Source organism: Arthrobacter mobilis (assembly GCF_012395835.1).
In the GTDB taxonomy this organism is placed as follows: Bacteria; Actinomycetota; Actinomycetes; order Actinomycetales; family Micrococcaceae; genus Crystallibacter; species Crystallibacter mobilis.
Map to the genome: position 1 here is coordinate 45,305 of NZ_JAAZSQ010000015.1, position 23,569 is coordinate 68,873.

Genomic DNA, 23,569 nt, shown 5'->3' on the forward strand with positions numbered 1-23,569 from the left:
TGCGGGGGCTGTTCCACCGGCTTTTCCCAACCCGGCTGGCATAGCTTTCCGATCACGGCATGGTGCGCCGGATAGTTCCGGCGATGCCGTTCCGCTCCCGCGGGAGTGGCAATGGCGCTGCCCCGGGTTTCCCCCGCCCGGGGCAGCGTCGGCCGCGGCCGCGAGAACGGCCTGCTGATCTACCGGAACGGCAGCTTCACCAAGGTCCCCAGCCCCGACGGCTACGGCCGGATCGGCAACCAGGCCGGATCGGAGCACTCCACCGTGGTCCTGGGTGATGACAAAACCGGAGGCCGAACTCGAACGCCCCCCCGGCGCGTCGCGCTGGTCGTCACCGCCAGCGCCGGACTGCCGCACGTGCCCAACGAACTCACCGGCGTCGAAGGCTAAGGCCCGGTTTCCGGCGGACGGGGTAAGCTGCCCGCCATCGGCTGCGGCACCTGCGAGGAAGGACCTGCCCATGGACAGCACACCGTCGGTCATCGTTTTCGACGTCAACGAAACCCTCTCTGACATGTCCGCGCTGGCCCGCTACTTCACCGAAACCGGAGCGCCGGCTTATCTCGCGCAGCTGTGGTTCGCCGGCCTGCTCCGGGACGGCTTCGCCCTGGCGGCCAGCGGAGACAACGCAGGCTTCGCCGACATCGGCGCAGAGTCCCTCCGCGGACTGCTCCGGCCGCTGCCGCTGAACCGGGAGCTTGACCAGGCGGTCGGACACATTATGGGAGCGTTCTCCGCCCTGACGGTCCATCCGGATGTCGCCGGCGGGGTCCGGCAGCTGAAGGCGGCCGGCTTCCGCCTGGTCACGCTCAGCAACGGATCGCCGGAAGTGGCCGACAAGCTCTTCCGCGCCGCCGGGATCCGCGAGGACTTCGAGGCCCTGCTCTCCGTCCAGGACGCCCCCGCGTGGAAGCCGGCCAAGGCGGCGTACGAGCACGCCGTGCACACCTGCGGCACGGAAACGGCCGGAATGCTGCTGGTCGCCGTCCACCCGTGGGACATCCACGGCGCCTCCCGGGCCGGACTGCGGACAGCCTGGCTGAACCGGGCGCAGGCGCAGTACCCCGGCTACTTCCAGGCACCCGACTACATCGTGGACAGCCTGGAGGACCTGGCCGCCGTCCTCGCCGGCGGAGCCTGAACGGCAGGACCCTGACGGGCAGTCCGGGTAGAACGTCTGTTCCGCCTAAAAAGTTACGCGCGAAACCAGGTTTCGTGCGTAACTTTTTAGGCGCCCGAGACCTCCGGCCGGCAGCCGGGCCCGGGCGCTTTATCCTGCGCGGCTCAAGCGTGCGCCGGGACAGCGGCGGTTCGGGAATTGTCGACGACGACCTCGCCGTCGACGACGGTGAGGACGACCCCGGCCTCCGCGAAGTCATCCGGTGCGGCGGTGAGGGGATTGCGTGCGAACACCGTGAGGTCGGCCCGGGCTCCGGGTTCGATCACGCCGCCGGTTTCGCCGACGGAGCGCCAGTACTGGCTGGTGTAGCCTTCGAGCGCGGCCCGGGCCGTGAGGGCCTGCCGCGGCTGCACCGGCGCAATGTCGGGCCTGCCGGCAGGCCGGCGGGTCTGCGCGGAGGCGATGATCGCGCGGGGATCGAACGGGGCAATCGGCCAGTCCGAACCGAGGGCGACGACGGCGCCGGCCTCCCGGAGGTCGCGGGTGCGCCAGGCATGGTTGGCCCGCTCGGCGCCGAGCCTGCGGGACCAGTTGTCGCTGTGGTCGGCCTTGCTGTAGAGCGAGCAGTGCGTGGGCTGCAGGCTCGTCGACGCGCCGGCATCGATGATCTGGCGCAGGACGGCGTCGGGGATGGATTCGATGTGCTCGATCCGGTGCACGGTCCCGTTCGGCGGCAGGTCCCCGATGGTCTTCGCGACGAAGGAAACAGCCTGGTCGCCGATGGCGTGGGTCGCGGTCGGGATGCCGCGGTCGTGGAAGAACCTCATCGCCGCGGCGAGCTCCTCCGGCTCGTTCCACAGCGGGTGCAGGGATTCGCCGTGGGTGTCCGGCTCGAACAGCCACGCAGTGCCGTTGTCGATGGTGCCGTCCATCATGAGCTTGATGCCGCGCACGTGCCACCGCCGGCCGTGCCTGCCCTGCATGGCCACCATCGCCTTCAGGTCCTCCTCGGTGGCCCCGGGCATCACCCACGGCGAGATCCGCAGGCGGATGGCGAGGTCGCCGCGGCGTTCGAGCGCTTCGAGCACCTCGAGCATGTCGGGCGCGCCGAAGTCCAGGACCTGTCCGGCGACCAGACCGGATGCGGCCATCGCCTTCAGCAGGCGGTCAACGTCGTCGACCCGCTGCTCGAACGACAGCTCGGGCAGAACCGGGCGGACCAGGTCCAGGGCGGCCACCTCGTAGAGCATTCCGGTCGGGTGCCCGGCAGGGTCGACGCCGACATACGCGGAGCCGGGCAGGTCCCGGGCACCGCTGACGCCGGCGAGGGCCAGCCCCGCTTCGGAAACCAGCGCCGCGTGCCCGTCGAAGAGGGTGATGTAGACCAGTTCTTCGTCCAGGACGCCGTCGAAGAGGGTGTTGTCCCACGGGCCGTCGCCGAACACCGCCGGGTCGAGCCCCCAGGCGAAGATCCAGTCGGTTCCCGGAGTGTGCGGGGTCGCGGCCGCATAGCCGGCGAGGGCGTCGCGGACCGCGCCGCGGCCGGTCATGCCGGACAGGTCCAGTCCGCGGGCAATGGCCGCTCCGAGGACCGGATGGATGTGGGCATCGGTCAGTCCCGGGCAGACGGTCGCCTCGGCGACGTCGATGACCCGGGCCGCGCGGGCCGTCCATTCGCCGGCAGCGTCCGCCGGCCCGACGGCGGCGATGCGTCCGCCGTCGACGGCGACGAAGCCCGGTGCAGCGGTGAGGTCTTCACCGCGGAGGATGCTGGACGAGAGGATGACAAGGTCGAGGGGGCCGGTGGGGGTCAAGGTTGAACTCCTGGGTCGTTGGTCGAAAATCCGGCGACGACCCCCGGAAGCTCAGGCGTCGTCGATGGTTGCGCGCAGGCCCGCCGAGAGGACGTCGGCGAGGAAGGCGAAGCGGTCCACGTGTTTGGCCGCCACCGCCTCCTGCGCTGCGGAGAGATGGGGATAGCGGGACTGGTCCTCGTCACCGATATTCCAGGCGGCCTCCATGGTGTACGCGTCGAGGGTGGCTCCGATCGCGGCGCTGTCCAGCGCCTCCAGCGCCGGGATGATGAGGTGCGCCGGAGTGCCTGCCTGCTCGAAAGCTGCGGCGAAGCGGTCATAGAGCGCCAGGGCCGCCGGGTGCGACACCGGCTGCGCGAGCATGAGCGGAAGCAGTGCCGGCACCTCGCGGTAGGCACTGCGGAGCGCATCGAAGGTCTGGCGGATGACATCGTCAAGGCTGCCGGTGCGTTGTTCGGGCGCCGGCACGCGCTCCACGAGTGCGCCGCGGGCGAGCTCGATGATCTCCTGCCGTCCCGTGACGTGCTTGTAGAACGAGGACTGCCGCACGCCGAGGCGTTCTGCCAGCCGGGGCAGCGAGATGCTCCCCTCCTCTTCGAGCATGGCCAGTGCGGTGCGGCCGATCGCCTGCCGCGACAGGCGCGGGGACAACGGCCGGCCGAGCCGGCTTGGCTTGCTGGTTGGTTCCATCCCTCCAGCCTAGGCGTTGGGATCATTCGCCTCGTCCCTGGCCGATCCGCCGGTAGAGTTCCGGGCGGGTGCGGCGGAGGATGAGCGCCGCGGCAACGCCGGCGGCGAAGACCGCCGGGGCGACGGCGATCAGCACGGTGTTCAGCAGGGCCCCGGCAGGCGCCCCCGTGATCAGCTCGGCGTTGGCCACCATCAGGTAGACGACGGCGCACATGACCGCGGCGGCGGTGATGGCCGAGGGGACCACGTACCAGCGCAGCGCCCTGTCCTTCCGGTGGGCAAAGAACACGACGACGCCGATGCTGGTCAATGCCTGCAGGAAGAGGATGCCGATGACGCCGGGGGTGTTCATCCAGATCAGGAACTGCGTGAACGGGTCGAGCCCGAACGCGGCGAACACGGCCACGCACGCGAAGGCGAGCATGGTCTGGCCGGCGCCGGCCGCCGACGGCGTGCGGTAGCGGGGGCTGATCCGGCCGGACCACTGCGGGAAGATGCCTTCCCGGCTCAGCGACAGCGTGTAGCGGTTGATCGTGTTGTGGAAGGCCAGCTGGGAGGCGAAGATGCTGGTTACGATCAGCACGCTCATTACGTTCACGCACAATTCCCCGGCGAACTGCCCGGCCATGATGTACGCAGTGTCACCCGTATCCAGGTGCCCGGCGGCGAACGCCTGCACCGCCTCCGCACCGAAGGCCTGCACGATGACCCAGACCGAGAAGGCATAGAACACGCCAATGAAGGCAATGGAAATGTAGGTGGCCCGCGGAACCGTCCGGTCCGGATCCCGGGCCTCCTCCCGGTAGAGCGCCCCCGCCTCGAAGCCCATGAACGCGGAGAAGCCCAGACCGAGGATGGCCGCGAACCCGGGCGAAAAGACCGCCTGCGGGCTGAACGAGTCAAAACCGAGGCCCTGCGCGCCGCCCTGCGCCAGCACGAACACGGCGATGACCGCCACGATCACCGTCTCCAGAGTGAGCAGGACCGCCAGCACCCGCGCCCCGACGTCGATCCCGCGCCAGCCCAGGTACCACACCCCGGCAATCGAGACGACGGCATAGAGCCACCACGGCAGGTCCAGGCCGAAGATCGACTGCATGGAGATGTCCGCCTGGATGCCCAGGAGCCCGTAGAGCCCGATCTGGATGCCGTTGTAGCTCATCCACGCGGTCAGCCCGGACCCGAGCCCCAGCACGCGGCCGAGGGTTTTCGAGATGTACCCGTAGAAGCCGCTGTACGAGACCACGTAGCGGGTCAGTGCCATGAACCCGACCGCGAACAGCCCCAGGCCCAGCGCGGCAACGACGTAGATCACCGGCGCGCCGGCGCCGCCGACGGCCAACGCCAGCGGAGCGATGCCCACCACGATGGTCAGCGGAGCCGCCGCCGAGACCAGCATGAACACGATGTCCCGGGCACCGAGCGCATTCTTCTTCAGACCGTCGCCGGCACCGGCGGGAGCGGGCAGCGTCGGCGCCGCCCCTTTATTAGTGAAAGCCATTCGCTTATTGTGGGGTGACAGAGAGCACACGTCAAGCCGCAGTGCTATTGCAGGAGGACGGATCATGGACAAGAACAGCCACGCCAAGGGGGCCATCACCCCCGGGAACCGGCAGGCCCCGGTCCGCCTCCGGCGGGCGTTCCAGCACATGGACGAACCGTTTCCGAACATCCGGATCGGCGCGGACCCGGCCAGGACCGCGGTTCTGGCCGGGGCGTCCGAAGACCTCGGCAGCCTTTCCGTGCCGCTGCCCGCCATGACGCGTTCATCGTCGTGGATCCGGAAGGGACCGGCATGGCCTGGCCGCTGCCGGTCGACCAAGCCAAGGGACTCGCGGCGGTCGCGTTGCTCGATACGGCCAGCCCGCATCTGAGCCTGATGCCGCGAATGCGACGCGGGACCGGACGGCCTTCCCCTCTGCGTAGACAAGTTGTATACAGATGGTCTACAGTCTTTGCCGTGACCCAAGTCACCGCAGAGCTTCCCCGGCCATTCCGGGCGGCAACCGCCGTTTCTCCCGCGGCGGGCCAAGGCTCCTACCTGCAAAGGACGCTTCAATGACAGAACTGACGAAAGCCGAGCTGCGGCAGCAAAAGCATTCGAGCCTGCCAACGGTGGCAGCCTCGAGCCTGGCCGGCACCGCCGTCGAGTGGTACGACTTCTTCCTGTACGGCACTGCCGCGGCCCTGGTCTTCAACAAGCTGTATTTCCCCTCGGAAGATCCCCTGGTGGGCACGATGCTGGCCCTGGGCACCTTCGCGGCAGGCTTCGTGGCCAGGCCGCTGGGCGCGATCGTGCTGGGCCATTACGGGGACAAGCACGGACGCCGGGCCACCCTGGTGGCCAGCCTGCTGCTGATGGGCATCGCGACCGCCCTCATTGCGTTCATCCCGCCGTATGCAGCCATCGGCGTCGCGGCGCCGCTGATCCTGCTGTTCCTGCGCCTGGTCCAGGGCTTTGCGCTCGGCGGCGAATGGGGCGGGGCGGTCCTGCTGGTCTCCGAGCACAGCAATGACAGTTCGCGGCGGGCCTTCTGGGCCTCGTGGCCGAATGTCGGCCCGCCCCTGGGCAACCTGATGGCAGCCGGGGTCCTGGCCCTGCTGGCCTGGCTGCTGCCCGAGGAAGCCTTCCTGGGCTGGGGCTGGCGGATCGCCTTCGGCCTCTCCGCCCTACTGGTGATCATCGGCCTGGTGCTGCGGCTGTACGTGCAGGAAACCCCGCTGTTCAAGGAGGCCCAGCTCAAGCGCGATGCGCAGGCTTCGGCACAGTCCAACCTGCCGATCGGCACGCTGTTCCGCCGCAACTGGCGGGAAATCCTGATCGCCACCGGAAGCCGCATGGGCGAGAACGCGGGCTTCTACATCTACTCGCTGTTCATCATCACCTACGTCACCGAGATCCTGGGCCAGGAGCGTCAGAACGGCCTGACCGCCGTCATGCTCGGCCAGGGCGCTGCCATCGTGGCGATTCCGCTGCTGGCCATCTACGCCGACCGGATCGGGCGCAAGCCGATGCTGGTCGGGGCGTCGCTGGCGACAGTGGTCTGGGCCTTCGCGTTCTTCTACTTCCTGAACACCGGCCAGATGTGGGGCACGATCGTCGCCGCCGTGGGCGGGCTGCTGATCTTTGCCGCCTACAGCTCGGTGATCGGGGCGTTCTTCTCGGAACTCTTCCCCACCGACGTGCGGTACAGCGGGACCTCGGTGGCCTACAACCTCGCGTCGCTGGTCGCCGGCTCCCTCTCCCCGATCATCGCACTGGCCCTGTACCGGCAGTTCGGCACCGGCTATGCCATCGGCATCTACCTGGCGGGCATGGGCCTGGTGTCCCTGGTCTCGGTGCTCTTTGCCAAGGAAACCAAGAGCATCAGGCTCAGCGACCTGGACGTGCCGGCAGCCCGGTAGGACCGGCTACAAACCTCCATTCACATTCACACGAAGGAACACACCATGAAAGTCGCACTTGTCCAGGTCGCCAGCCCTGACGGCGAGGACCGCCAGGGGCGGATCGAACGGGTCGAACGGACGCTGCGGGGCATTCAGGGGGCTGACCTGATCGTCCTGCCCGAGCTCTGGAGCGCCGGATACTTTCACTTCGACCAGTACGAGGCCCTGGCCGAGACCCTGGACGGCCCGACTGTATCGATGTGTTCCCGCGTCGCTGCGGAGCTGGGCGTCCACCTGCACCTGGGCAGCATTGTCGAACGTGCGGCGAACGGCCAGCTGAAGAACACCTCCATCCTGCTCGACCCGCAGGGCCGGATCGCCCACCAGTACAGCAAGATCCACGTCTTCGGCTACCAGTCCCTCGAAGCCAGCCTGCTGACGGCGGGCAGCTCGCTGCTCGTGGCCGAGACGCCGTTCGGCCGGGTCACGGGGACCACCTGCTACGACCTGCGGTTCCCGGGGCTGTGGCTGGAGCTGAGCAACCGGGGCGTCGAAATCGTCATCGTGCCGGCGGCCTGGCCCGCTGCCCGCCGGGAGCACTGGCGGCTGCTGACCTCGGCACGGGCCGTTGAGCACCAGATCTTCGTGATCGCCTGCAACGCCGTCGGCGAGCAGGAAGGCGTCGAACTGGGCGGACACAGCCGCGTAGTCGACCCCTCCGGTGCCGTGCTGGCCGAGTGCGGTGCGGACGAACAGGTGCTGATGGTCGAGATCGACCCGGAACAGGTGGCACGCGTCCGGAAGGAATTCCCGGTCATCGCGGACCGGCTGCCCGCCTACGACAACCTCACCAACTAGAAGGAATTCAATGAGCACGCAGACCGTACGGACCTTTGAGGTCATAGGGACGGGAGAAACCATCACCCTGACCGGCTTCCACGGCATCGTGGCCGGCTATACCGGCCGGGACCTGGCAGCGGTCCAGCACCACATCGACGAACTGGCCGCCATCGGCGTGGCTCCCCCGCCCGAAGTCCCCATGTTCTACCCCGTGGACGCCGAACTGTTCGACTCCTCGGGCGAACACCCCGGTTCCGCGAACCTGACGTCCGGGGAAATCGAACCCCTGTACATCCGCCACCACGGCAGGTTCTACCTCGGCATCGGGTCGGACCACACGGACCGGGACCTGGAAACCGAGGACATCGGCGCCTCCAAACGGGCCTGCCCCAAGCCGGTCTCGGCCCAGGTCATCCCGGTCGATTCCCTGGAGTCGCTCTCCCTGGATGACTGCATCGCCCGCTCCTGGGTCGACGGCCGGCTCTACCAGGAAGGATCGCTGGCAGGGATCCGCACCCCCGCCGACGTCGTGCAGCTGCTGCTGGAGCGCACCGGCATCGGCGACGATGACTTCCTCTGCCTCGGCGGCACCTTGCCCCTGCTGGACGGCACGTTCGCCGCAGGCACCGTCTGGCACCTCGAACTGACCTTCCCTGACGGCACAACTCTTGAACACACCTACAAAATGACGAAAGGCACGAACCTGTGAGAACCGGAGAGCAGTACCTGAAGACCCTCAACGACGGCCGCACGGTCATCCTGGATGGCCAGGCCGTGGACAACGTCCTCGAACACCCCGCGTTTGCCCGCGTCGCGCAGACGATGGCCGAACTGTTCGACCTGGCCGCCGACCCGGCCAACGGCATGCAGTTCCACTGCGAGGAGATCGGCGGACCGGCCAACCGTGTCTTCGCCGCGCCCCGCTCCGCGGAGGAACTCACGCTGCGCCGGCAGGCCATCGAGACCTGGGCCCGGCACACCCACGGCTGGGTCGGCCGCAGCCCGGACCACGTGGGCACCTTCTTCGCCGCCTTCGGCGCCCACCCGGACGTCTTCGCCAACGAAAAGCACGATTTCGCCGCCAACATCAGCAACTACTACCGGCGGATCCTGGCCGAAAACCTCTACGTCTCCTACGCCATCATTCCCCCGCAGGTCTCCCGGGCCTCCACCGTCTCGGGCTGGGAAGGCGACTTCCTGCAGGTCGGGGTCGTGCGTGAGACCGACGAGGGACTGATTGTGCGCGGCTCGCAGATGCTGGCCACCGGCGCCGCCATCGCCGACGAAGTGTTCGTCACCTGCATCAAGCCGCTGGGACCCGATGATGCGGACTTCGCCGTCAGCTTCGCCCTGCCGGTCGCCACCGAAGGACTCAAGCTCTACTGCCGGCGCCCCTACGCGCCGGCCGCCACCAGCGACTTCGACTACCCGCTGACCAGCAAATATGACGAGCCCGACGCACTGGTGGTCTTCGACGACGTCCTGGTCCCCTGGGAGCGGGTGTTCATCAACCGCGACATCGATACGCTCCGGCGCCAGTTCTTCGACACCGGCGCGCACGCCCTGGGCAACTGGCAGGCGCAGATCCGCTTCATGACCAAGCTGAAGTTCATTGCCGCCGTGGCCCGCAAGGTCACCCAGGTCAATGGCACGGACAAGATCCCTGGCGTGCAGGAAAAGCTTGGCGAGCTCGCCGCCGTCGTCGCCTCGGTCGAGTCCGCTGTCCTGGCCGCCGAATACACCGCCACCCGGGACAGCGCCGGCATGATGGTTCCGGGCAAGCGCGCCCTCTACGGCGCCATGGGGCTGCAGGCCGAAACCTATCCCCGGGCCATCTCCATCCTGCGCGACCTGGTCGGCGGGGGCGTGCTGCAGCTGCCCTCCAGCGTGGCCGATATGCGCAGCGAGGTGACCCGTCCCGACATGGAACGGTACGTGCAGTCGCCCGGGGTGCCCAGCGAGGAGCGGGTCAAGCTGTTCAAGCTGGCCTGGGACATCGTCGGCTCCGAATTCGCCGGCCGGCACCAGCAGTACGAAATGTTCTACGCCGGGGCCCCGTTCATCGTGAAGGGCGCCTACACCTACCGCAACTTCGGCTACGACGCCCTCGTGGCCGAGCTCGACCAGTACCTGGCAGCCTACGGGATCGCCGGATCGAAGGAGAAGTAACCGTGGCCAAGCCGGAATTCGAGTTCACCCCCGCCTCGTCGGTGGAATTCACCCCCTGCAACCCGCCCATTGAGGGCCTCTCCGAAGCCGTCCTGGCCCGGGACGACAGCAACGACAGCGTCACCCGGATCCTCAAGTTCGAGCCGGGTACCGACACCTCCCCGAACGGCGTGCTGGCTCACGACTTCTGGGAGGAAGTGTTCATCTTCGAAGGTTCCTTCACCGACCTGCGGCTGAACAAAACCTTCAAGGCCGGCGACTGGGCCACCCGGCCGCCGGGCATGAAGCACGGCCCGTGGCTCTCGGAGTCCGGGGCGAAGATGTTCGAAGTCCGGTACTACCAGAACAGCGGCAACTGACATGAAGCTTGCAACCCTCTTTACCGAACCCGACGCGCTGGCCATGCGCCGGACCATGGGCCGGTTCCTTACCGGCGTCGCCGTCGTCACCACCAGGTCCAATGACGGCGGGCTGCACGGGATGACCATCAATTCCCTGACCTCCATCAGCCTGGAGCCGCCGATCCTGATGATCTCGCTCAACTTCGGCACCCGCACCGGAGATGCCCTGCTCGAGAGCGGAAAGTTCGCCATCTCGATCCTGGGCGCCAAGCAGGAATCGGTGGCCCGCCGGTTCGCGGTCCGCGGGGGCGAACGGTTCGACGGCGGCGAGTTCGACGTCGCCGGCAGCGGGCTGCCCGTGATCCGCGGTGCGCTCTCGCAGGCAGACTGCGAGGTGGTGAACCAGTACGACATCGGGGACCACCAGGTCTTCTTCGGACAGGTCACCGGCTGCCGGGACCGCGACGGGCAGGGCCTGGCCTTCAACGCCGGCAAGTTCGGCTCCTTCAAGGACTTCGGCCACCAGGAACTGCCCTGGATCTTCTGAGTGAATGACGATGCCGGGGGCTGGCCCTTGGCCGGCCCCCGGCCCTAGCTGGCCGCTTCGTTGGGTACGTCCAGCCGGCACCAGGGCCCGCACGGAACGCTGGCCGGATGCGTGCTGAGCATCCCGAAGGTCCCGTCCAGGTACGGCCTGCCGTCCTCGGCCCGGCCGAGAATGGTGCGGCCGGCCAGGGCGATGCTCTGGCCGGGGCCGAGCCGTCTCAGCTGCGGCCAGAGCATGGCCTCAGTTGCGGAGAGGAACAGCATGACCACCCTCCTATCGCCGGGTTGGTCAATTATGCACCTTCCCGCCCGCAGCGCAAGAGCTTCGGGCGAATTTCCCGCTTGAACCTGCCTCAGCTTGCCGCCCAGGCCACGGCCCGGGCCGGGGCGCCGTCGCAGCCTTCGAGGTTGAGCGGGAAGATGCCCAGCACGGTCTGCTGCGGTAGCCCGGTGGCGGCGCGGAGGTTCTCCACGATGATGCCGTCGCCGCCGAGCACCAGATCGTGCACCGGAAGGCGGAACCCGCCCTCCTGGTGCGTGGGGTCCGGGTTGAGCGTGTCCATGGCCAGCAGCCGCATCCCCCGGTCCCACAGTTGCCGGGCCGCGTCCGCGGACAGCACCGGGTGCCGCTCGTAGCGGGCGCTGCCCCAGTACCGGTCCCAGCCGGTCGAGATCACCACCCGGGCGGGCACCTCGCCGTCCCCGGCGCCGCCGGCGAGCCGGTCCCAGCCGATCGGCTCGCCGTCGGCCAGGCCGGGAACCTGCAGCACCAGGGCCGGCCCGCACAGTTCCTCCAGCCGCAGCCGGTCCACGCTCCGCCCGCCGGCCACAGTGTGCGAGGGGGCGTCGACGTGGGTGCCGCTGTGCGAGCCCAGGTGCAGCCGGGACACGGCGACGACGTCGTGCTCGATGCTCAGGGCCGGCTCGATGCTCACCTCGGGATCGCCCGGGAAGACCGGCATCCCGGTGCGCACCGCCTGGGTGAGGTCACGCACGGACGGCGTCGTCCTCCACCTGCTCGGCCAGGTGCCGCTGGCGTCCCTCCGCGGCGCGGGCCCGGACCGCTTTCATGCCGCCCAGATAGAGCAGCAGGCTGACGGCGAAGGCCGGAAGGGTTGCCCCCACCGGGCTGATCCAGACGTAGGTCCAGAGGTAGGACAGCACCGCGCCGACCACCCACACCACGATGGCGATCCAGTTCACCCCGCCGGTGTACCAGTAGCGGCCGCCGGCCGCACGCAGCACGTCGACCGTGTAGTTCGCCCGCCGGACCAGGTAGTAGTCGGCGATCATGATCGCGAAGACCGGGACGAAGAACGCGCCGATCATCACCAGGAACCCGGTGAACTGCTCCAGTAGGCCGAACCAGGTGGACCCGATGACCGAGACCAGGCCCAGCACCAGGGCCACCCCCAGGAACGGCAGCCGGCGGCCGGGCAGGGCGTTCACCACGGAAGTGACCATGCCGTAGACCACCATGGTGTTGGTGGCCATGACGGACATGAAGATCACGACGGCCAGCGGCCAGCCGAAGGGGCCGACGATCACCGCCGGGTCGAACGGGACGGCCTCGCCGCCGGAGAGCACCACAAAGCCGATCGCGGTCGCGCCCAGGGACATGGACAGGATGGTGGAGAGGCTGTAGCCGATCCCGGAGCCGATCATCCCGGCCCGCTGGCTCCTGGCCAGCCGGTTGAAGTCCGCCGAGAGCACCGTCCAGGAAATGGCGGTGGCGATGACGACGTCGAGCACGGTGATCGTGGTGAGTCCGATGGCCTGATCCTGGGCTATCGCGGTGAATTCGCCGAAGCTGAAGGTGCCGAATGCGGTGGCGAAGACGTAGCCCATGATCAGCAGGATCAGTACGGCCAGCCACGGCTCGACGCGGGCGATGCCCTCGTGCCCGAAGATCGCCAGGCACACCACCAGCACCTGGCAGAGCACGGCGAACAGGGCCGGGTTGGAAAAACCGGTGACGCTGGCGACCAGGTAGTCGACGGCGAGGCCGGCGAGCATGGCCTGGACCCAGCTCCAACCCATGAGGATGACGACGTTGGCCGCCACCGGCAGCAGGCTGCCGCGGGTGCCGAACGCCCCGCGGGTCAGGGCCATGGTGGGCAGGCCGGTACGGGTGCCGATGTTGCCGACGAGGGTGAGCACGACGGCGCCGGCGAGCGTGCCGAGCACGATCATCAGCAGGGCGGTGCCGTAGCCGACGCCGGGGACGAAGAGCGTCCCGGTGAGCAGGGTGGTCACGACCAGGTTGGCGGCCAGCCAGATCATCAGGATCCGGGGCAAGCCCAGGGTGCCCCGGGCCGGGCCGGTGCCCTCCGCGTTGGCTTCGAGGTGGCTTTCCAGCCGGGAATACCAGGACACGGGTCAGGCCTCCGGGGATTTCGGAACGGGCGAAAGGTGTTCGTGGACGGCAACCGGGCGGCCGTCGGCGCCGGCGGCAAAGACAATGGTCTCGCGTTCGGTATAGCTCTCGGTGCCGTCCGGGGTGCTCACGGTGGTATCCACGGTGTGGGTGAAGACGGCCCCGCCGGCGAAGGTGTCCACGCGGCGGTCGGTCGAGCCGCAGGAGAGGACGCGCCATCCCCCGCCGACCCATCCGTCCCACAGCTGCCGGTACTCATTCCGCGAATCGAGGCGGGCCGGCTCGGTGTGGAAGAGGAACGTCGCCTCGGGCGCGAAGCCGGCGAAGTAGGCCTCGGTATCCGTGGCCGCGAAGGCACTGATGATGGCGTCAGCGGCGGCGAGCACTTCGGACTCGGACAGCTGCTGGCCCGGACTGGAATTCATAATGACTCCAAGGGTGCGTAATGAGCAACGAATGTTATCCCTGAGGGAACTTTCCTTACCCTAAGGCACCTGCCGCAGCATGTCGAGGAACTTTTCGGTCAGAGTTTGGGCCGCTCCGACTCGACAAAGTCGGCAATCTCCCGGGGCAGGCGGAAAGCCGAGCCCCCGCCGCCGCTGCCGGGCCGCGGGATACCGATGACCGGCCCGCCGGCCTCCGCAATCTCTCGCCACATTTCGGAGCCGACATCACCGTACGGGTCGGTCTTCAGTTTCTCCTTGGTGGGCATGGAGAGCCTGGACCACCAGGACACCGGGGTGATTGCCTCCGAACTCCAGCCACCGCTTGCGGAGTAGCGGGCGATCTCCGTCCCCGCGCCGCTGCCGTGCGCCCTGTCGTAGATGACCGCCTCACCGCGGTCCGCCTGTGCCGCCATCCGTTCGGCCTGCTCCAGGGCCTCGGCCAGCGATTCGCTGAACTGCGCCTGGCCTGCGTCCGCCTCGCCGGACCCGCCTGCCGTTCCCATGAGCTTGACGTCGTAACCCATCCCACCAGCATGCCACATTAATAAGCATGCTTCCCATCTGCCGGTGCCATTCTGCCGGATCCGGGGAATGGCGACGGCGGCACGCACCTCGTGAGTGCGTGCCGCCGTCGTGCGGGGCCGGGGAAGCTAGGCCCGGACTGCTTCGGTCCCATCCGGCGCGGCGGCCGGGGCGCCGGTGCCCGAGGCTGCGCGGCTGGACGGAGTATCGAGCTGCTGGATGTCCTCGCCGGAACGGTCCTTGGCGGCCAGCAGGGCCACCAGGCTCATGCCGGAGAAGGCGATCCAGAGGCAGGCGACCATCCAGAGCGATCCGCCGCCGGCGACCACCAGCGCGGTGGCGATCATCGGGGTGAAGCCGGCGCCCAGCGTGGAGGCCAGCTGGTAGCCGATGGAGGTGCCGGAGTAGCGCACGGAGGTGGGGAACAGTTCGCCGGCGAAGGCGCCGTACGGACCGGCGGTGAAGCCCTGCACGACGGACAGGCCCAGGAAGATCGCGAGCATGAACGCAGCCGTGGAGCCCAGGTCCAGCAGCGACATGACCGGGAAGGCCAGCAGCATGGCGCCGATGTTGCCCCAGATTAGGACCTTGCGGCGGCCCAGGCGGTCCGAGAGCTTGGAGGCAATGATGATCATGATGATGGTGCTCACGCCGCCGAGTGCCTTGAGGTTGAGGACCTCGGTCGGGACCAGGACGGCCTGCTGCACGGCATAGGCAATGGCCCACGCGCCCATCAGGCCCTGCGCCATCTGCCCGGACAGGCCGGAGACGACAGCGATCAGCAGCGACTTGGGGTGCTCGCGGACCAGTTCGGCTGCCGGGACACGGCGCTTCTTTGTCTCAGCCCTGGCGGAGAGCTCCTTGAAGACGCGGGACTCGGAGACGCGCATGCGGATGAAGATGGCCAGCACCATCAGCACGGCGGAGAGCACGAACGGAACGCGCCAGCCCCAGGCCAGGAACTGTCCGTCCGGCAGCGTCGCCATGGCCGAGAGCATCAGGGTGCCGAGGATGGTGCCGGCGGGAGCGCCCATGTAGGCGAAGGCCGAGGCGAAGCCGCGGGATTCCTTCTTCGCGTTCTCGAAGGCCAGCAGCATGGCCCCGCCCCATTCACCGCCGACGGCGATGCCCTGGAGCAGCCGCAGCGCCACCAGCAGGATCGGGGCCCAGACGCCGATCTGGTCGGTGGTGGGCAGCAGGCCGATCAGCGTCGAGGCGATGCCCATCATCAGCACGGTGCCGACCAGGATCGCCTTGCGGCCCAGCTTGTCCCCGAGGTGGCCGAAGATGAAGCCGCCCAGCGGGCGGGCGATGTAGCCGACGGCCAGGGTGCCGAAGGAGATGAAGATGGCCAGGCTCGGGTCCATGCCGGCGAAGAAGACCTGGTTGAACACGATGCCGGCGGCGGTGGCGTAGAGGATGAAGTCGTAGTATTCGACGGCGGTGCCCAGGAAGCTGGAGAACAGGATCCGGCGCATCTCGCCCGGGCCGGCGTGGTAGCTGCCGGCGGGCGTGGCCGGGGTCTGCGGCTGTGTGGTCATGGCGTGTCCTCGGTGTCTTAGCGTGCGGCGGCTGCGGTGCCGGGGGTGGTCAGGGAAACGGGCCCGGCAGTCCGGCCGAAGGGGATGACGTCCAGGTCCTCCGGAATGCTCAGCGGCCCGCCGAAGGTGGTGCGGGCCTCGGCCCAGGCCTCGGGCGGCGAGTAGCTCGGGACCAGGTGGTGCAGCGCCAGGTGGCGCGCACCGGCGTCGTCGGCGATTTTTCCCGCCTCGGCGGCCGTGGTGTGGGCGCGGCGGTGGTGGTCCATGGTGGCCTGGAGCATCTGCGCGTCCGAGTACTGGCGGGCCAGGATGTCCAGGTTGATCGCCTCGTGCAGCAGCAGGTCGGTGCCGCGGGCCAGGCGCACCATGTTGGCGCAGGGGGCGGTATCGCCGGAGATGGTGACCGAACCGGCCTCGGTGTCGAAGCGGAATGCGTAGGCCGGCGCCGTCGGGTGGTGCGAGACCAGGATGGCGCTGACCGTGACGTTCCCGTCGCGGAAGACCTCGAACGGTTCCATGTCCGGGGCGACATTGGTATCCGGGTCGAACCCGGTGCCGGCCGGCAGGACGATCTCCCGCGGGTCGAACTGCTCGAAGGGGCTCTTGGCCAGCGAATCGAAAATCCGGTCGTTGCAGTCCGTGGCATACGCGGCAAGCAGGCCCTCGACCAGTCCGGCCACGCCCGGGGTGGGCCGCTGCGGGGCCACCGGCACGGGGACGGAAGTGGCACGGGGCGAGAGCGGCGGCAGCTTGCCGCGGTCGCCCGGACCCACGATGGGGATCGGGCCGCGCGGGGAATTCTTCAGCTCGAAGGCCCCGAAGAGCAGCAGCGAGGGCAGGTCCACGGTGTGGTCCGAGTGCATGTGGGTGATGAAGATACCGCCCAGGTCTGCCATGTCCAGGCCAGCGGCATTGGCCTGCCGACCGGCGCCCTGGCCGCAGTCCACGAGGTACCAGGTGCCGTTGACGACGACGGCGGTGGCGATGCCAAAGCGCGGCGTGCCGTCCTGGTCCTTCCACCAGCGGGGTCCGCCGGCGGTGCCAAGGGTAATCACATGGGGGCGCATCGGGGCCGTTCCTTTCAGCGGTTCAGGTTGCTGCTTCAAGGATCGTGGTGCTCGTCACATTTGTCTAACTATAATAACTGGCAAGACCAACAAGGAGAGCTTATGAGTGAAATCACCCTGCGCCAGCTCGAGTATTTTGCCGCCGTCGCCGAGACGCAGTCGGTCACCGAGGCCGCCCAGCGCTGCAACGTCTCGCAGGCAGCGGTGAGCCTGGCCCTGGCCCAGCTGGAGGCGGCGGTCGGGGCGACCCTGGCCATCCGGCGGCGGGGCAGGGGCGTGGCGCTGACGCCGGAGGGCCAGGTCGTGGCGACCCGGGCCCGCCTGATGGCCGACCAGGTCGCGGACCTGGCCGCTGCGGTGGGCCAGGTGCACGGCCAGCTGTCCGGGCGCCTGGTCGTGGGGGTGTTCCGGACGCTGGCCATGCATGCCATCCCGCCGCTGGTGGACTGGTTTACCCGCCGGCACCCGCAGGTCGAGCTGGACTTCCTGGAAGGCGACGGGACCGAAATCCAGGAGGCAATGCTGGCCGGACGGCTCCAGCTGTGCGTGGTGTACGAGGCGCAGGTGCTGTCCGACTGCACTACCGAAGTATTCCGGGAGATGAAACGCCAGGTGGTGTTCAGCCCCGAGCACCCGCTCGCGGCCCGGGAGACGGTGAGCCTGGCCGAGCTTGCCTCCTACCCCGCCATGCTCATGGACGAGGAACCGGCGCTGCAGCGGACCTTGGCCGAGTTCGCCCGCGCCGGCGTGGAGCCCACGGTGCGCTGGCGCTCGGCGAGCGTGCAGGCCATCCAGAATGTGGTGGGCCGGAATCTGGCCTACTCGCTGCTGATGCAGCCGGTTCCCTGCAGTCCGGAGGGCCGGCCGCTGGTGTTCAGGCCGCTGGCCGGCGACGTTCCGCGGAACTCGGTGATGGCCGCCCTGCCCGCCGGGGTGGCCCGCAGTACCCTGGTCGAGGAAGCCCTGGCGGCGCTGCGGGCCTTTTGGGACGGAAGTCCGGGCGGCGGTCTCCCGGCTACGCGGCCGTAATGCGCACCGGCAGTGATTCGAAGCCGCGGAGCACATTGTGCAGGATCGGCACCGGCTCCCCGTCGGGCTCGATGGTTGCCACGCGCTCGAGCAGCTGCTGCAGCACGATCTCCATCTCCAGCCGCGCGATCGGCTGGCCCACGCACTGGTGCAGGCCCATGCCGAAGGCCACGTGCCCGGAGGCGCTGCGGTCGAGGTCGAATTCGTCGGCGCTGTCACCCCACCTGCGCGGGTCGCGGTTGGCGGCGCCAATGAAGACCAGCACCTTGGCGCCGGCGGGGATCTTCACCCCGCCCAGCTCGGTGTCCACCGCAACCGTGCGGTGGAATTTCTGGAACGGGGATTCCACGCGCAGGGCCTCGTCGACGGCGAACCGGGCCATCTTCGGGTTCGCCCGCAGTCGCGCCCAGGCCTCGGGGTAGCGGGCCAGCACCGAAAGTGTGTTGCCGATGCCGAAGACCGTGGTGTCCACCCCGGCCGAGAGCAGCGCGCGGACCAGCAGGGTGGCCTGCTGCCCGGTGATCAGGCCCTCCTGGACCCGGTCCCAGATGCGGGCGCCGAAGCCGGTGTCGCTGAGGTTCTCCCGTTCGCAGTTGCGCATCACGGCCGCCGCGTGTTCGTCGCCGTGCGCGAAGGCCTGCTGGAAGATGTAGTTTTCCGGCCCGAAGGCATTGAAGACCATGTTGCCGTAGGGCAGCAGGTGCTCGCGGCCTTCGTCGGGGATCCCGACGGCGTCCGGGAAAACCCGCAGCGGGTACTTCTCCGCCAGGTCGGTGACGGCGTCGAAGCGGTCCCGGCGGGCCAGCTCCTCCGTCAGCTCGACGGCGGGCGGCGTGAAGGGGCCCCGGAGTGCCCGGACCGTGCCCGGGTTGATCACGCCGGTCAGGGCCCGGCGCATCACGGTGTGGATGGGCGGGTCCGATTCCAGGATGCTGGGCGGGCGCCAGCCCGAATCCTTGCGGATGTCCCGCGGGCCGAGACCGCCGGAGGAGATGTAGGTCTCGAAGTCGGTCAGGACCTCGTAGACCTCCTGGTAGCCGGCCACAGCGTAGCTGCCGGTGCTCTCAAGGTAGGAGACCGGGCCGGCATCGCGCAGCCGGGCGAGGAAGGGATACGGGTCCAGGATGTTCGCCGTATCGAAGGGATCGTCGGCCAGAACGGCTGGTTCGTGGGTCATGGCAGTCATGGTGCTCCTGAAACGCAAGGGAAGGGAATAGGCGGCTAGAGGTCGAGGACAAGCCGCGGACACCCGGCGGCGGCCCGGGAGACGCAGACCAGCATGACCTCGCCGGCCTCGCGGTCCTCCTCGCTCAGGACCGCATCGCGGTGCTCGGGCTCGCCGGAGATAATCTGCGTTTCGCAGGTGCCGCACAGTCCGCCCCGGCAGGAGGAGAGCACGCGCACGCCGACTTCCTCGACGGCGTCGAGGATGCTCTTGTCCGTCGGGACCGTCACGGTGGTGCCGGTGCGGGCGAGTTCGACCTCGAACGGTTCGCTGGCCGCGCCGGCCCCCAGGGCCGAGGCGACGAAACGCTCGGTGTGCAGGGCGCCGGGAGGCCAGCCCATGCAGCGCTCCTCGATGGCGCCGAGCAGCCCGGAAGGTCCGCAGGCGTAGACGAGCATGTGGGCGCGGGGCAGTCCCAGGATGGCGTCGAGGTCCATGCGCCCGGCCTCGTCCTCGGCGATGATCTGGATCCGGTCCGGCCCATAGCGCTCCAGGAGCCGGTCCGCGAAGGCCATGGTGCCCCGGCTGCGCCCGCCGTAGACCAGCTGCCAGTCCTTGCCGGCCTTCTCGGCGGCCTCGATCATGGGGATCAGCGGCGTGATGCCGATGCCGCCGGCGACGAACAGGTAGCGGCGGGAGTCGAGCATCGGGAAGTTGTTGCGCGGTTCCGAAATGGTCAGCGGGCTCCCGGCTTCCAGTTCGTGCACGGCCCGGGATCCGCCCCGGGAGTCGGGCACGCGCAGGACGCCGATCCGCAGGTGGTCCAGTTCCTCCAGCGGGGAGCACAGCGAGTACTGCCGGACCAGGCCCTCGCCGAGGTGGACGTCGATGTGCGCCCCGGGTTGCCACGGCTGGAACGGCTCGCCGTCCAGGCGCCGCAGGACCAGGGAGACGACCTGGTCCGCGGCGGTCTCCACGCGGTCAATGACGACGTCGATGGTGGCCGCTGCCGTGGCGACGGTCTCCGTTGCCGTTTCGGTCATTAGTTCTTCCTTCCTCAAAACTTCCGCGTTTCCGTGCTCAGACGTCCAGGCCCAGGCGCTTGCGGTCGCGCTGCTGGTTGATGAAGAGGACGGACAGCACGCCGATGCCAAGCATCATCGCGCCGGTCAGCAGGAACGCGCTTTCATAGCCGGCCGCGGGGCTGGCGGCGGCGCCGACCAGGAAGCCGACGATGGCCGGGGCCAGCAGGCCGCCGCTGGTGAGGATCGCATTGCTGATCTGCAGGATGGCGCCGCGCTGGCCGATGGAGGTGGTTTCGGCCACCACCAGGTAGGTCAGGGCGAAGATCGACGGGGCGGTGCCGAAGCCGAACATGAAGCACACGATCGCCAGCCACGGCTGGTCGGCCATGGTGCCGGCAAGGACCATCACGCCGGAGAAGAGCGCCGTGCCCCCGAGCACCAGGCCCCGCGAGTAGCGGGAGCGGATGCCGCGGGCGGCGAGCAGTTCGGTCAGCCAGCTCAGCCCGACGGTGGCCAGCGCTCCCCAGATCGCCGGCAGGGCAATCAGCGAGCCGGCCTGCTGGGTGCTCATGCCCATGACCTTCTCGAAGTAGGCAGGCAGCCAGGTCATCGCGACCGTGAAGGTCCAGTAGGCCAGGAACGCGGCGAGCACGGACAGCAGCCAGCTGGGGGTGGCGAAGGAACGCCAGTAGGAAACCTGCTGGTCCGCGGCGGCCAGGGCCTGCTCGTCAACGTCGGCAGCGGCGGCGGTGCCTTCGATCTCGCGCTCGGCACGCATGGAGGTGTACGGGCCCTCCTTGCCAACGAAGACCCAGAACGCGGCCCAGACGACGCCGATGAGCGCCAGGAAGATGAAGGTGGACTTCCAGCCGAACTCGGCGGTGATCCAGGCCAGCACCGGGGCGAAGACGACGATGCCCAGGGTCACGCCGGAGGAGGCCAGGGCGGCCGGGGTCGCCTGCTTCCGACTGGGGAACCACTTGTACACCGCATGCATGGTGATCGGCGCCAGCGGACCCTCGCCGGCACCCAGCAGCAGCCGGCTGAACCAGAGGGCCGGCAGCGAGGCGAAGACAAAGATCGGCACCTGCGCCACGGACCAGACCAGGCACAGCACCAGCAGGATCCACTTGGAGCTGACCTTGTTGGCGATGGGTGCGGCGGCCAACTGGGCGACGCCGAAGAGGATGAAGACGGCGCTGCCGAGCAGGCCGAACTGCTGGGGCGTAATGCCCAGGTCCCGCATGATCGGCACGGCGACAATGCCGAGGATGGCCTTGTCCGCCCAGCTGATCATCATCAGGACCAGCAGGAAGACGGTGATGGTCCAGCCGCGCCGGGAACGGCGCCTGGCATCCCAGGCTGCCGGGTTGGCGGGGTCGGCAACGGCTTCCGGGGCACGGTGGGGAGTATGGAGAGCCATGGGAAATCCTGTCTGACGCGGCGGTAACCGCCGGGTGTGACGTGAAATACGTTTGTTCGATGCTAGGTGGCGCACTCCACAGCCCCCGTACCGCTTTTCATCCAATGGAAAGGATCTTGGTTCACTGCGGCCAGTGCTCGGTGCCCAGCCGCCGGGCGATGCCGCGGGCGGCGATCTTGAGCACCGGGACCACCGCCCCCAGGGAGGCCGGCCGGCCCCGGGTGACGACGCCGAGCGCCGCGGCCAACTGCTGCTGCGGCAGGAACACCGGCACCGCGAGGCCGTAGTTGCCCGGCCCTGCCTCCTCCTCGGTGGTCGCATACCCCTGCGCCCGCACCCGCTCCACTTCCGCGGCGAGCGCCTGCGGACTGGTGATGGTGCGCGGCGTATGCGGCTCGAGCTTGGCAGCGGCGGCCTCGAACAGGCCCTCGGGGCCGAAGGCCAGCATGATCTTGCCGGCCGCGCTGCCGTGCAGCGACAGCCGCGCGCCCACGCGCTTGAACGGGGCGCCGGCGCCGGTGCCGGACATCCGTTCGACCAGCAGCACCTCGTCCCCGTCCAGGATGAAGAGGTTGACCACGTTCTGTGTCACGAAGAGGACGTCCTGCATGAACGGCGCGGCCACCTCGGCGATGTTCTGCTGCGCCGGGGCCAGCAGGCCCAGGCGCCAGATCCGCTGGCCGACCCGGTACTCGCCCCGGCGCTTCTCCAGCCCGCCCCAGGCCACGAGTTCCCCGGCCAGCCGGTGCGCGGTGGCCACCGGCAACCCGGCGCGGCGGGCCATTTCGCTCAAGGTCTGGGCGGAGTGCTGGGCGTCGAAGGTGCCCAGCAGGGCCAGCGCCCGGGAGGTCACGCTGGCGGCCGGCTGCACAGCGGCGGGCTCAACGGCGCCGGCGGCCTGACGGGCCGGAGCCGGCCCGCGTCCAGCGCGGCCGCGTGGGGCAGCGTTTGCCATGCCGCACCGTCCTTTCCGCACCGGGCGCCCGGGCCCGGGACCCGGACCGGACCGCTTTCCTCCAGTTTAGAGGCGCGTTAAATGCGTGGCGCCGGACCTGTCCCCCGTGCTGGGGGCAGTTCCGGCGCCGTGCCCGGCACGCCGCTGGCGCGGGGTGCTCTGTGCGCGGGTCAGGCCGGCTGGGCCGCGAAGACCGAGCCGCGGTAGGCGGCCAGGCCGCCGTCGACGCGGATGTCCGAGCCGTTGACCCAGGCCGCCTCCGGGCGCAGCAGGAAGTCGACCACCCGGGCAATGTCCTCGGGCTCGCCGAAGCGGCCCAGCAGCTTGCCGGCGCCCTCAACCTTGTCGCGGCCGTGGTCCTGCTTGAAGTCCTCCAGGATCGGCGTGGCCACGGGGCCCGGGCTCACGCTGTTGACGCGGATCCGGCGCGGCAGCAGCTCGGCGGCCAGGTGCTCGGTGAGGAAGCGGACGCACTGCTTGGAGAACAGGTAGGACTCGGCGGTGATCTCCGCGTCGCCGGCCACGGCGTCGAGGGCCGCGTCCTGGTCCTCGGCGAGCGCGAATTGGGCGCAGCGGTCCTTGGCCGCGCGCCACTGGACGGCGACATTGGACGCCAGGTTGACGACGGCGGCCCCCTCGGCCATGAGCGGAGCGAGGGCGCGGACCAGCCCGCGCACGCCGAAGACGTTCACGGACAGCACGGTGCGCCACGGGGCGGTACCGGGCACGCCGGCGATGTTGGCCAGCCCGGCAATCCCCTGCGGGGCGGCCGCGGCGACGACGGCCGCGGCCGCTGCGACGCCCGCGGCGGTGGAGAGGTCGGCCTGCACGAAGGTGCCGTCGAAGGATTCCGGGGCGTTGCGGTCGATGCCGATCAGCGGCACGCCGCGTCCGGCCAGGACCTCGGCGGTGCGGGCGCCGATGCCGGAGGAGACCCCGGTGACAACGATGGGAAGCTGGTCGGTGGTCATGGGCACTCCTTTGGATCTGCATGCTTGCTTCACCCATCGTGGCAAGCCTGCGGGACACGCGGCCGCCGGGTTTCCATTGGACGGAAAGCTCCGTGCATCCGGTGCCCGGGAGCATGAACACTGGAGGGAATCCTTCCCCGT

24 protein-coding genes are annotated in these 23,569 nt (G+C 69.1%); 9 read left to right on the top strand and 15 right to left on the bottom strand.

Annotated elements, in window-relative coordinates; translation table 11 throughout:
• Window positions 1–111 precede the first annotated feature (111 nt).
• Entirely contained in the window at window positions 112–390 is a 279-nt protein-coding gene (locus tag HGG74_RS14525; RefSeq protein ID WP_168487411.1) for a hypothetical protein, read from the top strand.
• A gap of 70 nt (window positions 391–460) precedes the next feature.
• Window positions 461–1,141, top strand: a complete 681-nt coding sequence (locus HGG74_RS14530) for a haloacid dehalogenase type II (protein ID WP_168487456.1) — start codon at window positions 461–463, stop codon at window positions 1,139–1,141.
• Window positions 1,142–1,284: 143 nt separating this feature from the next.
• On the opposite strand, the gene HGG74_RS14535 is transcribed toward HGG74_RS14530, so the two are convergent.
• The 3 genes from HGG74_RS14535 to HGG74_RS14545 are packed head-to-tail and all read right to left on the bottom strand — an operon-like array spanning window position 1,285 to window position 5,125.
• Entirely contained in the window at window positions 1,285–2,934 is a 1,650-nt protein-coding gene (locus HGG74_RS14535) for an amidohydrolase (RefSeq protein ID WP_205761967.1), read from the bottom strand.
• A 51-nt stretch (window positions 2,935–2,985) separates the two neighbouring features.
• Window positions 2,986–3,624, bottom strand: a complete 639-nt coding sequence (locus HGG74_RS14540; RefSeq protein ID WP_168487458.1) for a TetR/AcrR family transcriptional regulator — start codon at window positions 3,622–3,624, stop codon at window positions 2,986–2,988.
• 22 nt (window positions 3,625–3,646) lie between these two features.
• A complete protein-coding gene (locus tag HGG74_RS14545) occupies window positions 3,647–5,125 on the bottom strand; it encodes an APC family permease (protein WP_168487460.1) in 1,479 nt (492 codons plus the stop codon).
• 557 nt (window positions 5,126–5,682) lie between these two features.
• Here HGG74_RS14545 and HGG74_RS14550 point away from each other — a divergent pair.
• The 6 genes from HGG74_RS14550 to HGG74_RS14575 are packed head-to-tail and all read left to right on the top strand — an operon-like array spanning window position 5,683 to window position 10,908.
• Window positions 5,683–7,029: an MFS transporter gene (locus HGG74_RS14550; protein WP_168487462.1), complete on the top strand. Its 1,347-nt coding sequence runs from the start codon at window positions 5,683–5,685 to the stop codon at window positions 7,027–7,029.
• A 45-nt stretch (window positions 7,030–7,074) separates the two neighbouring features.
• On the top strand, window positions 7,075–7,869 hold the full coding sequence (locus tag HGG74_RS14555) for a carbon-nitrogen family hydrolase (RefSeq protein WP_168487464.1): 795 nt from the start codon (window positions 7,075–7,077) through the stop codon (window positions 7,867–7,869).
• 10 nt (window positions 7,870–7,879) lie between these two features.
• Window positions 7,880–8,560, top strand: coding sequence for a DUF2848 family protein (locus tag HGG74_RS14560; protein ID WP_168487466.1), 681 nt, complete (start codon window positions 7,880–7,882; stop codon window positions 8,558–8,560).
• Window positions 8,557–10,020 (top strand): 4-hydroxyphenylacetate 3-hydroxylase family protein, encoded by a 1,464-nt coding sequence (locus HGG74_RS14565; protein WP_168487467.1) that lies wholly within the window; start codon window positions 8,557–8,559, stop codon window positions 10,018–10,020. Before HGG74_RS14560 ends, HGG74_RS14565 begins: the two co-directional genes overlap by 4 nt.
• Window positions 10,021–10,022: 2 nt before the next feature.
• Entirely contained in the window at window positions 10,023–10,379 is a 357-nt protein-coding gene (locus tag HGG74_RS21960; protein WP_168487468.1) for a cupin domain-containing protein, read from the top strand.
• A 1-nt stretch (window position 10,380) separates the two neighbouring features.
• Window positions 10,381–10,908: a flavin reductase family protein gene (locus HGG74_RS14575; RefSeq protein ID WP_168487469.1), complete on the top strand. Its 528-nt coding sequence runs from the start codon at window positions 10,381–10,383 to the stop codon at window positions 10,906–10,908.
• A 44-nt stretch (window positions 10,909–10,952) separates the two neighbouring features.
• Here the strand turns inward: HGG74_RS14575 and HGG74_RS14580 are convergent, their stop codons facing one another.
• The 7 genes from HGG74_RS14580 to HGG74_RS14610 form a co-directional block, all read right to left on the bottom strand.
• On the bottom strand, window positions 10,953–11,171 hold the full coding sequence (locus HGG74_RS14580) for a hypothetical protein (protein WP_168487470.1): 219 nt from the start codon (window positions 11,169–11,171) through the stop codon (window positions 10,953–10,955).
• Between the two features lie 89 nt (window positions 11,172–11,260).
• Window positions 11,261–11,902, bottom strand: coding sequence for a cyclase family protein (locus tag HGG74_RS14585; protein ID WP_168487471.1), 642 nt, complete (start codon window positions 11,900–11,902; stop codon window positions 11,261–11,263).
• The gene (locus HGG74_RS14590; RefSeq protein ID WP_312856857.1) at window positions 11,895–13,283 is read right to left on the bottom strand and encodes a purine-cytosine permease family protein; all 1,389 of its coding nucleotides are present in this window, start codon (window positions 13,281–13,283) and stop codon (window positions 11,895–11,897) included. Before HGG74_RS14590 ends, HGG74_RS14585 begins: the two co-directional genes overlap by 8 nt.
• A 3-nt stretch (window positions 13,284–13,286) precedes the next feature.
• Window positions 13,287–13,709 carry a YybH family protein gene (locus tag HGG74_RS14595; protein ID WP_168487473.1) on the bottom strand — a complete coding sequence of 141 codons (423 nt, stop codon included), beginning with the start codon at window positions 13,707–13,709 and terminating at the stop codon, window positions 13,287–13,289.
• A gap of 98 nt (window positions 13,710–13,807) precedes the next feature.
• Complete coding sequence (locus tag HGG74_RS14600; RefSeq protein ID WP_168487475.1) at window positions 13,808–14,254, bottom strand: hypothetical protein; 447 nt, start codon at window positions 14,252–14,254, stop codon at window positions 13,808–13,810.
• A gap of 126 nt (window positions 14,255–14,380) precedes the next feature.
• On the bottom strand, window positions 14,381–15,793 hold the full coding sequence (locus tag HGG74_RS14605) for an MFS transporter (protein ID WP_168487477.1): 1,413 nt from the start codon (window positions 15,791–15,793) through the stop codon (window positions 14,381–14,383).
• Window positions 15,794–15,810: 17 nt separating this feature from the next.
• Entirely contained in the window at window positions 15,811–16,860 is a 1,050-nt protein-coding gene (locus HGG74_RS14610) for an MBL fold metallo-hydrolase (protein WP_168487479.1), read from the bottom strand.
• A 102-nt stretch (window positions 16,861–16,962) separates the two neighbouring features.
• Here HGG74_RS14610 and HGG74_RS14615 point away from each other — a divergent pair, with 102 nt between their 5' ends.
• On the top strand, window positions 16,963–17,889 hold the full coding sequence (locus HGG74_RS14615) for a LysR family transcriptional regulator (protein ID WP_168487481.1): 927 nt from the start codon (window positions 16,963–16,965) through the stop codon (window positions 17,887–17,889).
• On the opposite strand, the gene HGG74_RS14620 is transcribed toward HGG74_RS14615, so the two are convergent.
• The 5 genes from HGG74_RS14620 to HGG74_RS14640 all read right to left on the bottom strand — a co-directional run bounded on the left by HGG74_RS14620 (window position 17,876) and on the right by HGG74_RS14640 (window position 23,428).
• On the bottom strand, window positions 17,876–19,075 hold the full coding sequence (locus tag HGG74_RS14620) for a cytochrome P450 (protein WP_168487483.1): 1,200 nt from the start codon (window positions 19,073–19,075) through the stop codon (window positions 17,876–17,878). The genes HGG74_RS14615 and HGG74_RS14620 overlap by 14 nt on opposite strands.
• A 35-nt stretch (window positions 19,076–19,110) precedes the next feature.
• Complete coding sequence (locus HGG74_RS14625) at window positions 19,111–20,097, bottom strand: PDR/VanB family oxidoreductase (protein ID WP_168487485.1); 987 nt, start codon at window positions 20,095–20,097, stop codon at window positions 19,111–19,113.
• Window positions 20,098–20,134: 37 nt separating this feature from the next.
• The gene (locus tag HGG74_RS14630; protein WP_168487487.1) at window positions 20,135–21,502 is read right to left on the bottom strand and encodes an MFS transporter; all 1,368 of its coding nucleotides are present in this window, start codon (window positions 21,500–21,502) and stop codon (window positions 20,135–20,137) included.
• Window positions 21,503–21,623: 121 nt separating this feature from the next.
• On the bottom strand, window positions 21,624–22,457 hold the full coding sequence (locus HGG74_RS14635) for an IclR family transcriptional regulator (protein ID WP_168487489.1): 834 nt from the start codon (window positions 22,455–22,457) through the stop codon (window positions 21,624–21,626).
• 170 nt (window positions 22,458–22,627) lie between these two features.
• Entirely contained in the window at window positions 22,628–23,428 is an 801-nt protein-coding gene (locus HGG74_RS14640) for an SDR family oxidoreductase (protein ID WP_168487491.1), read from the bottom strand.
• Between the last annotated feature and the right edge of the window lie 141 nt (window positions 23,429–23,569).

Bases quoted from the DNA above. Each gene is read 5' to 3' on its own strand.
- HGG74_RS14525 (WP_168487411.1), top strand. From the start codon at position 112: ATGGCGCTGCCCCGGGTTTCCCCCGCCCGGGGCAGCGTCGGCCGCGGC.
- HGG74_RS14530 (WP_168487456.1), top strand. From the start codon at position 461: ATGGACAGCACACCGTCGGTCATCGTTTTCGACGTCAACGAAACCCTC.
- HGG74_RS14540 (WP_168487458.1), bottom strand. From the start codon at position 3,624: ATGGAACCAACCAGCAAGCCAAGCCGGCTCGGCCGGCCGTTGTCCCCG.
- HGG74_RS14545 (WP_168487460.1), bottom strand. From the start codon at position 5,125: ATGGCTTTCACTAATAAAGGGGCGGCGCCGACGCTGCCCGCTCCCGCC.
- HGG74_RS14550 (WP_168487462.1), top strand. From the start codon at position 5,683: ATGACAGAACTGACGAAAGCCGAGCTGCGGCAGCAAAAGCATTCGAGC.
- HGG74_RS14555 (WP_168487464.1), top strand. From the start codon at position 7,075: ATGAAAGTCGCACTTGTCCAGGTCGCCAGCCCTGACGGCGAGGACCGC.
- HGG74_RS14560 (WP_168487466.1), top strand. From the start codon at position 7,880: ATGAGCACGCAGACCGTACGGACCTTTGAGGTCATAGGGACGGGAGAA.
- HGG74_RS14575 (WP_168487469.1), top strand. From the start codon at position 10,381: ATGAAGCTTGCAACCCTCTTTACCGAACCCGACGCGCTGGCCATGCGC.
- HGG74_RS14580 (WP_168487470.1), bottom strand. From the start codon at position 11,171: ATGCTGTTCCTCTCCGCAACTGAGGCCATGCTCTGGCCGCAGCTGAGA.
- HGG74_RS14595 (WP_168487473.1), bottom strand. From the start codon at position 13,709: ATGAATTCCAGTCCGGGCCAGCAGCTGTCCGAGTCCGAAGTGCTCGCC.
- HGG74_RS14600 (WP_168487475.1), bottom strand. From the start codon at position 14,254: ATGGGTTACGACGTCAAGCTCATGGGAACGGCAGGCGGGTCCGGCGAG.
- HGG74_RS14605 (WP_168487477.1), bottom strand. From the start codon at position 15,793: ATGACCACACAGCCGCAGACCCCGGCCACGCCCGCCGGCAGCTACCAC.
- HGG74_RS14610 (WP_168487479.1), bottom strand. From the start codon at position 16,860: ATGCGCCCCCATGTGATTACCCTTGGCACCGCCGGCGGACCCCGCTGG.
- HGG74_RS14615 (WP_168487481.1), top strand. From the start codon at position 16,963: ATGAGTGAAATCACCCTGCGCCAGCTCGAGTATTTTGCCGCCGTCGCC.
- HGG74_RS14620 (WP_168487483.1), bottom strand. From the start codon at position 19,075: ATGACTGCCATGACCCACGAACCAGCCGTTCTGGCCGACGATCCCTTC.
- HGG74_RS14625 (WP_168487485.1), bottom strand. From the start codon at position 20,097: ATGACCGAAACGGCAACGGAGACCGTCGCCACGGCAGCGGCCACCATC.
- HGG74_RS14630 (WP_168487487.1), bottom strand. From the start codon at position 21,502: ATGGCTCTCCATACTCCCCACCGTGCCCCGGAAGCCGTTGCCGACCCC.
- HGG74_RS14635 (WP_168487489.1), bottom strand. From the start codon at position 22,457: ATGGCAAACGCTGCCCCACGCGGCCGCGCTGGACGCGGGCCGGCTCCG.
- HGG74_RS14640 (WP_168487491.1), bottom strand. From the start codon at position 23,428: ATGACCACCGACCAGCTTCCCATCGTTGTCACCGGGGTCTCCTCCGGC.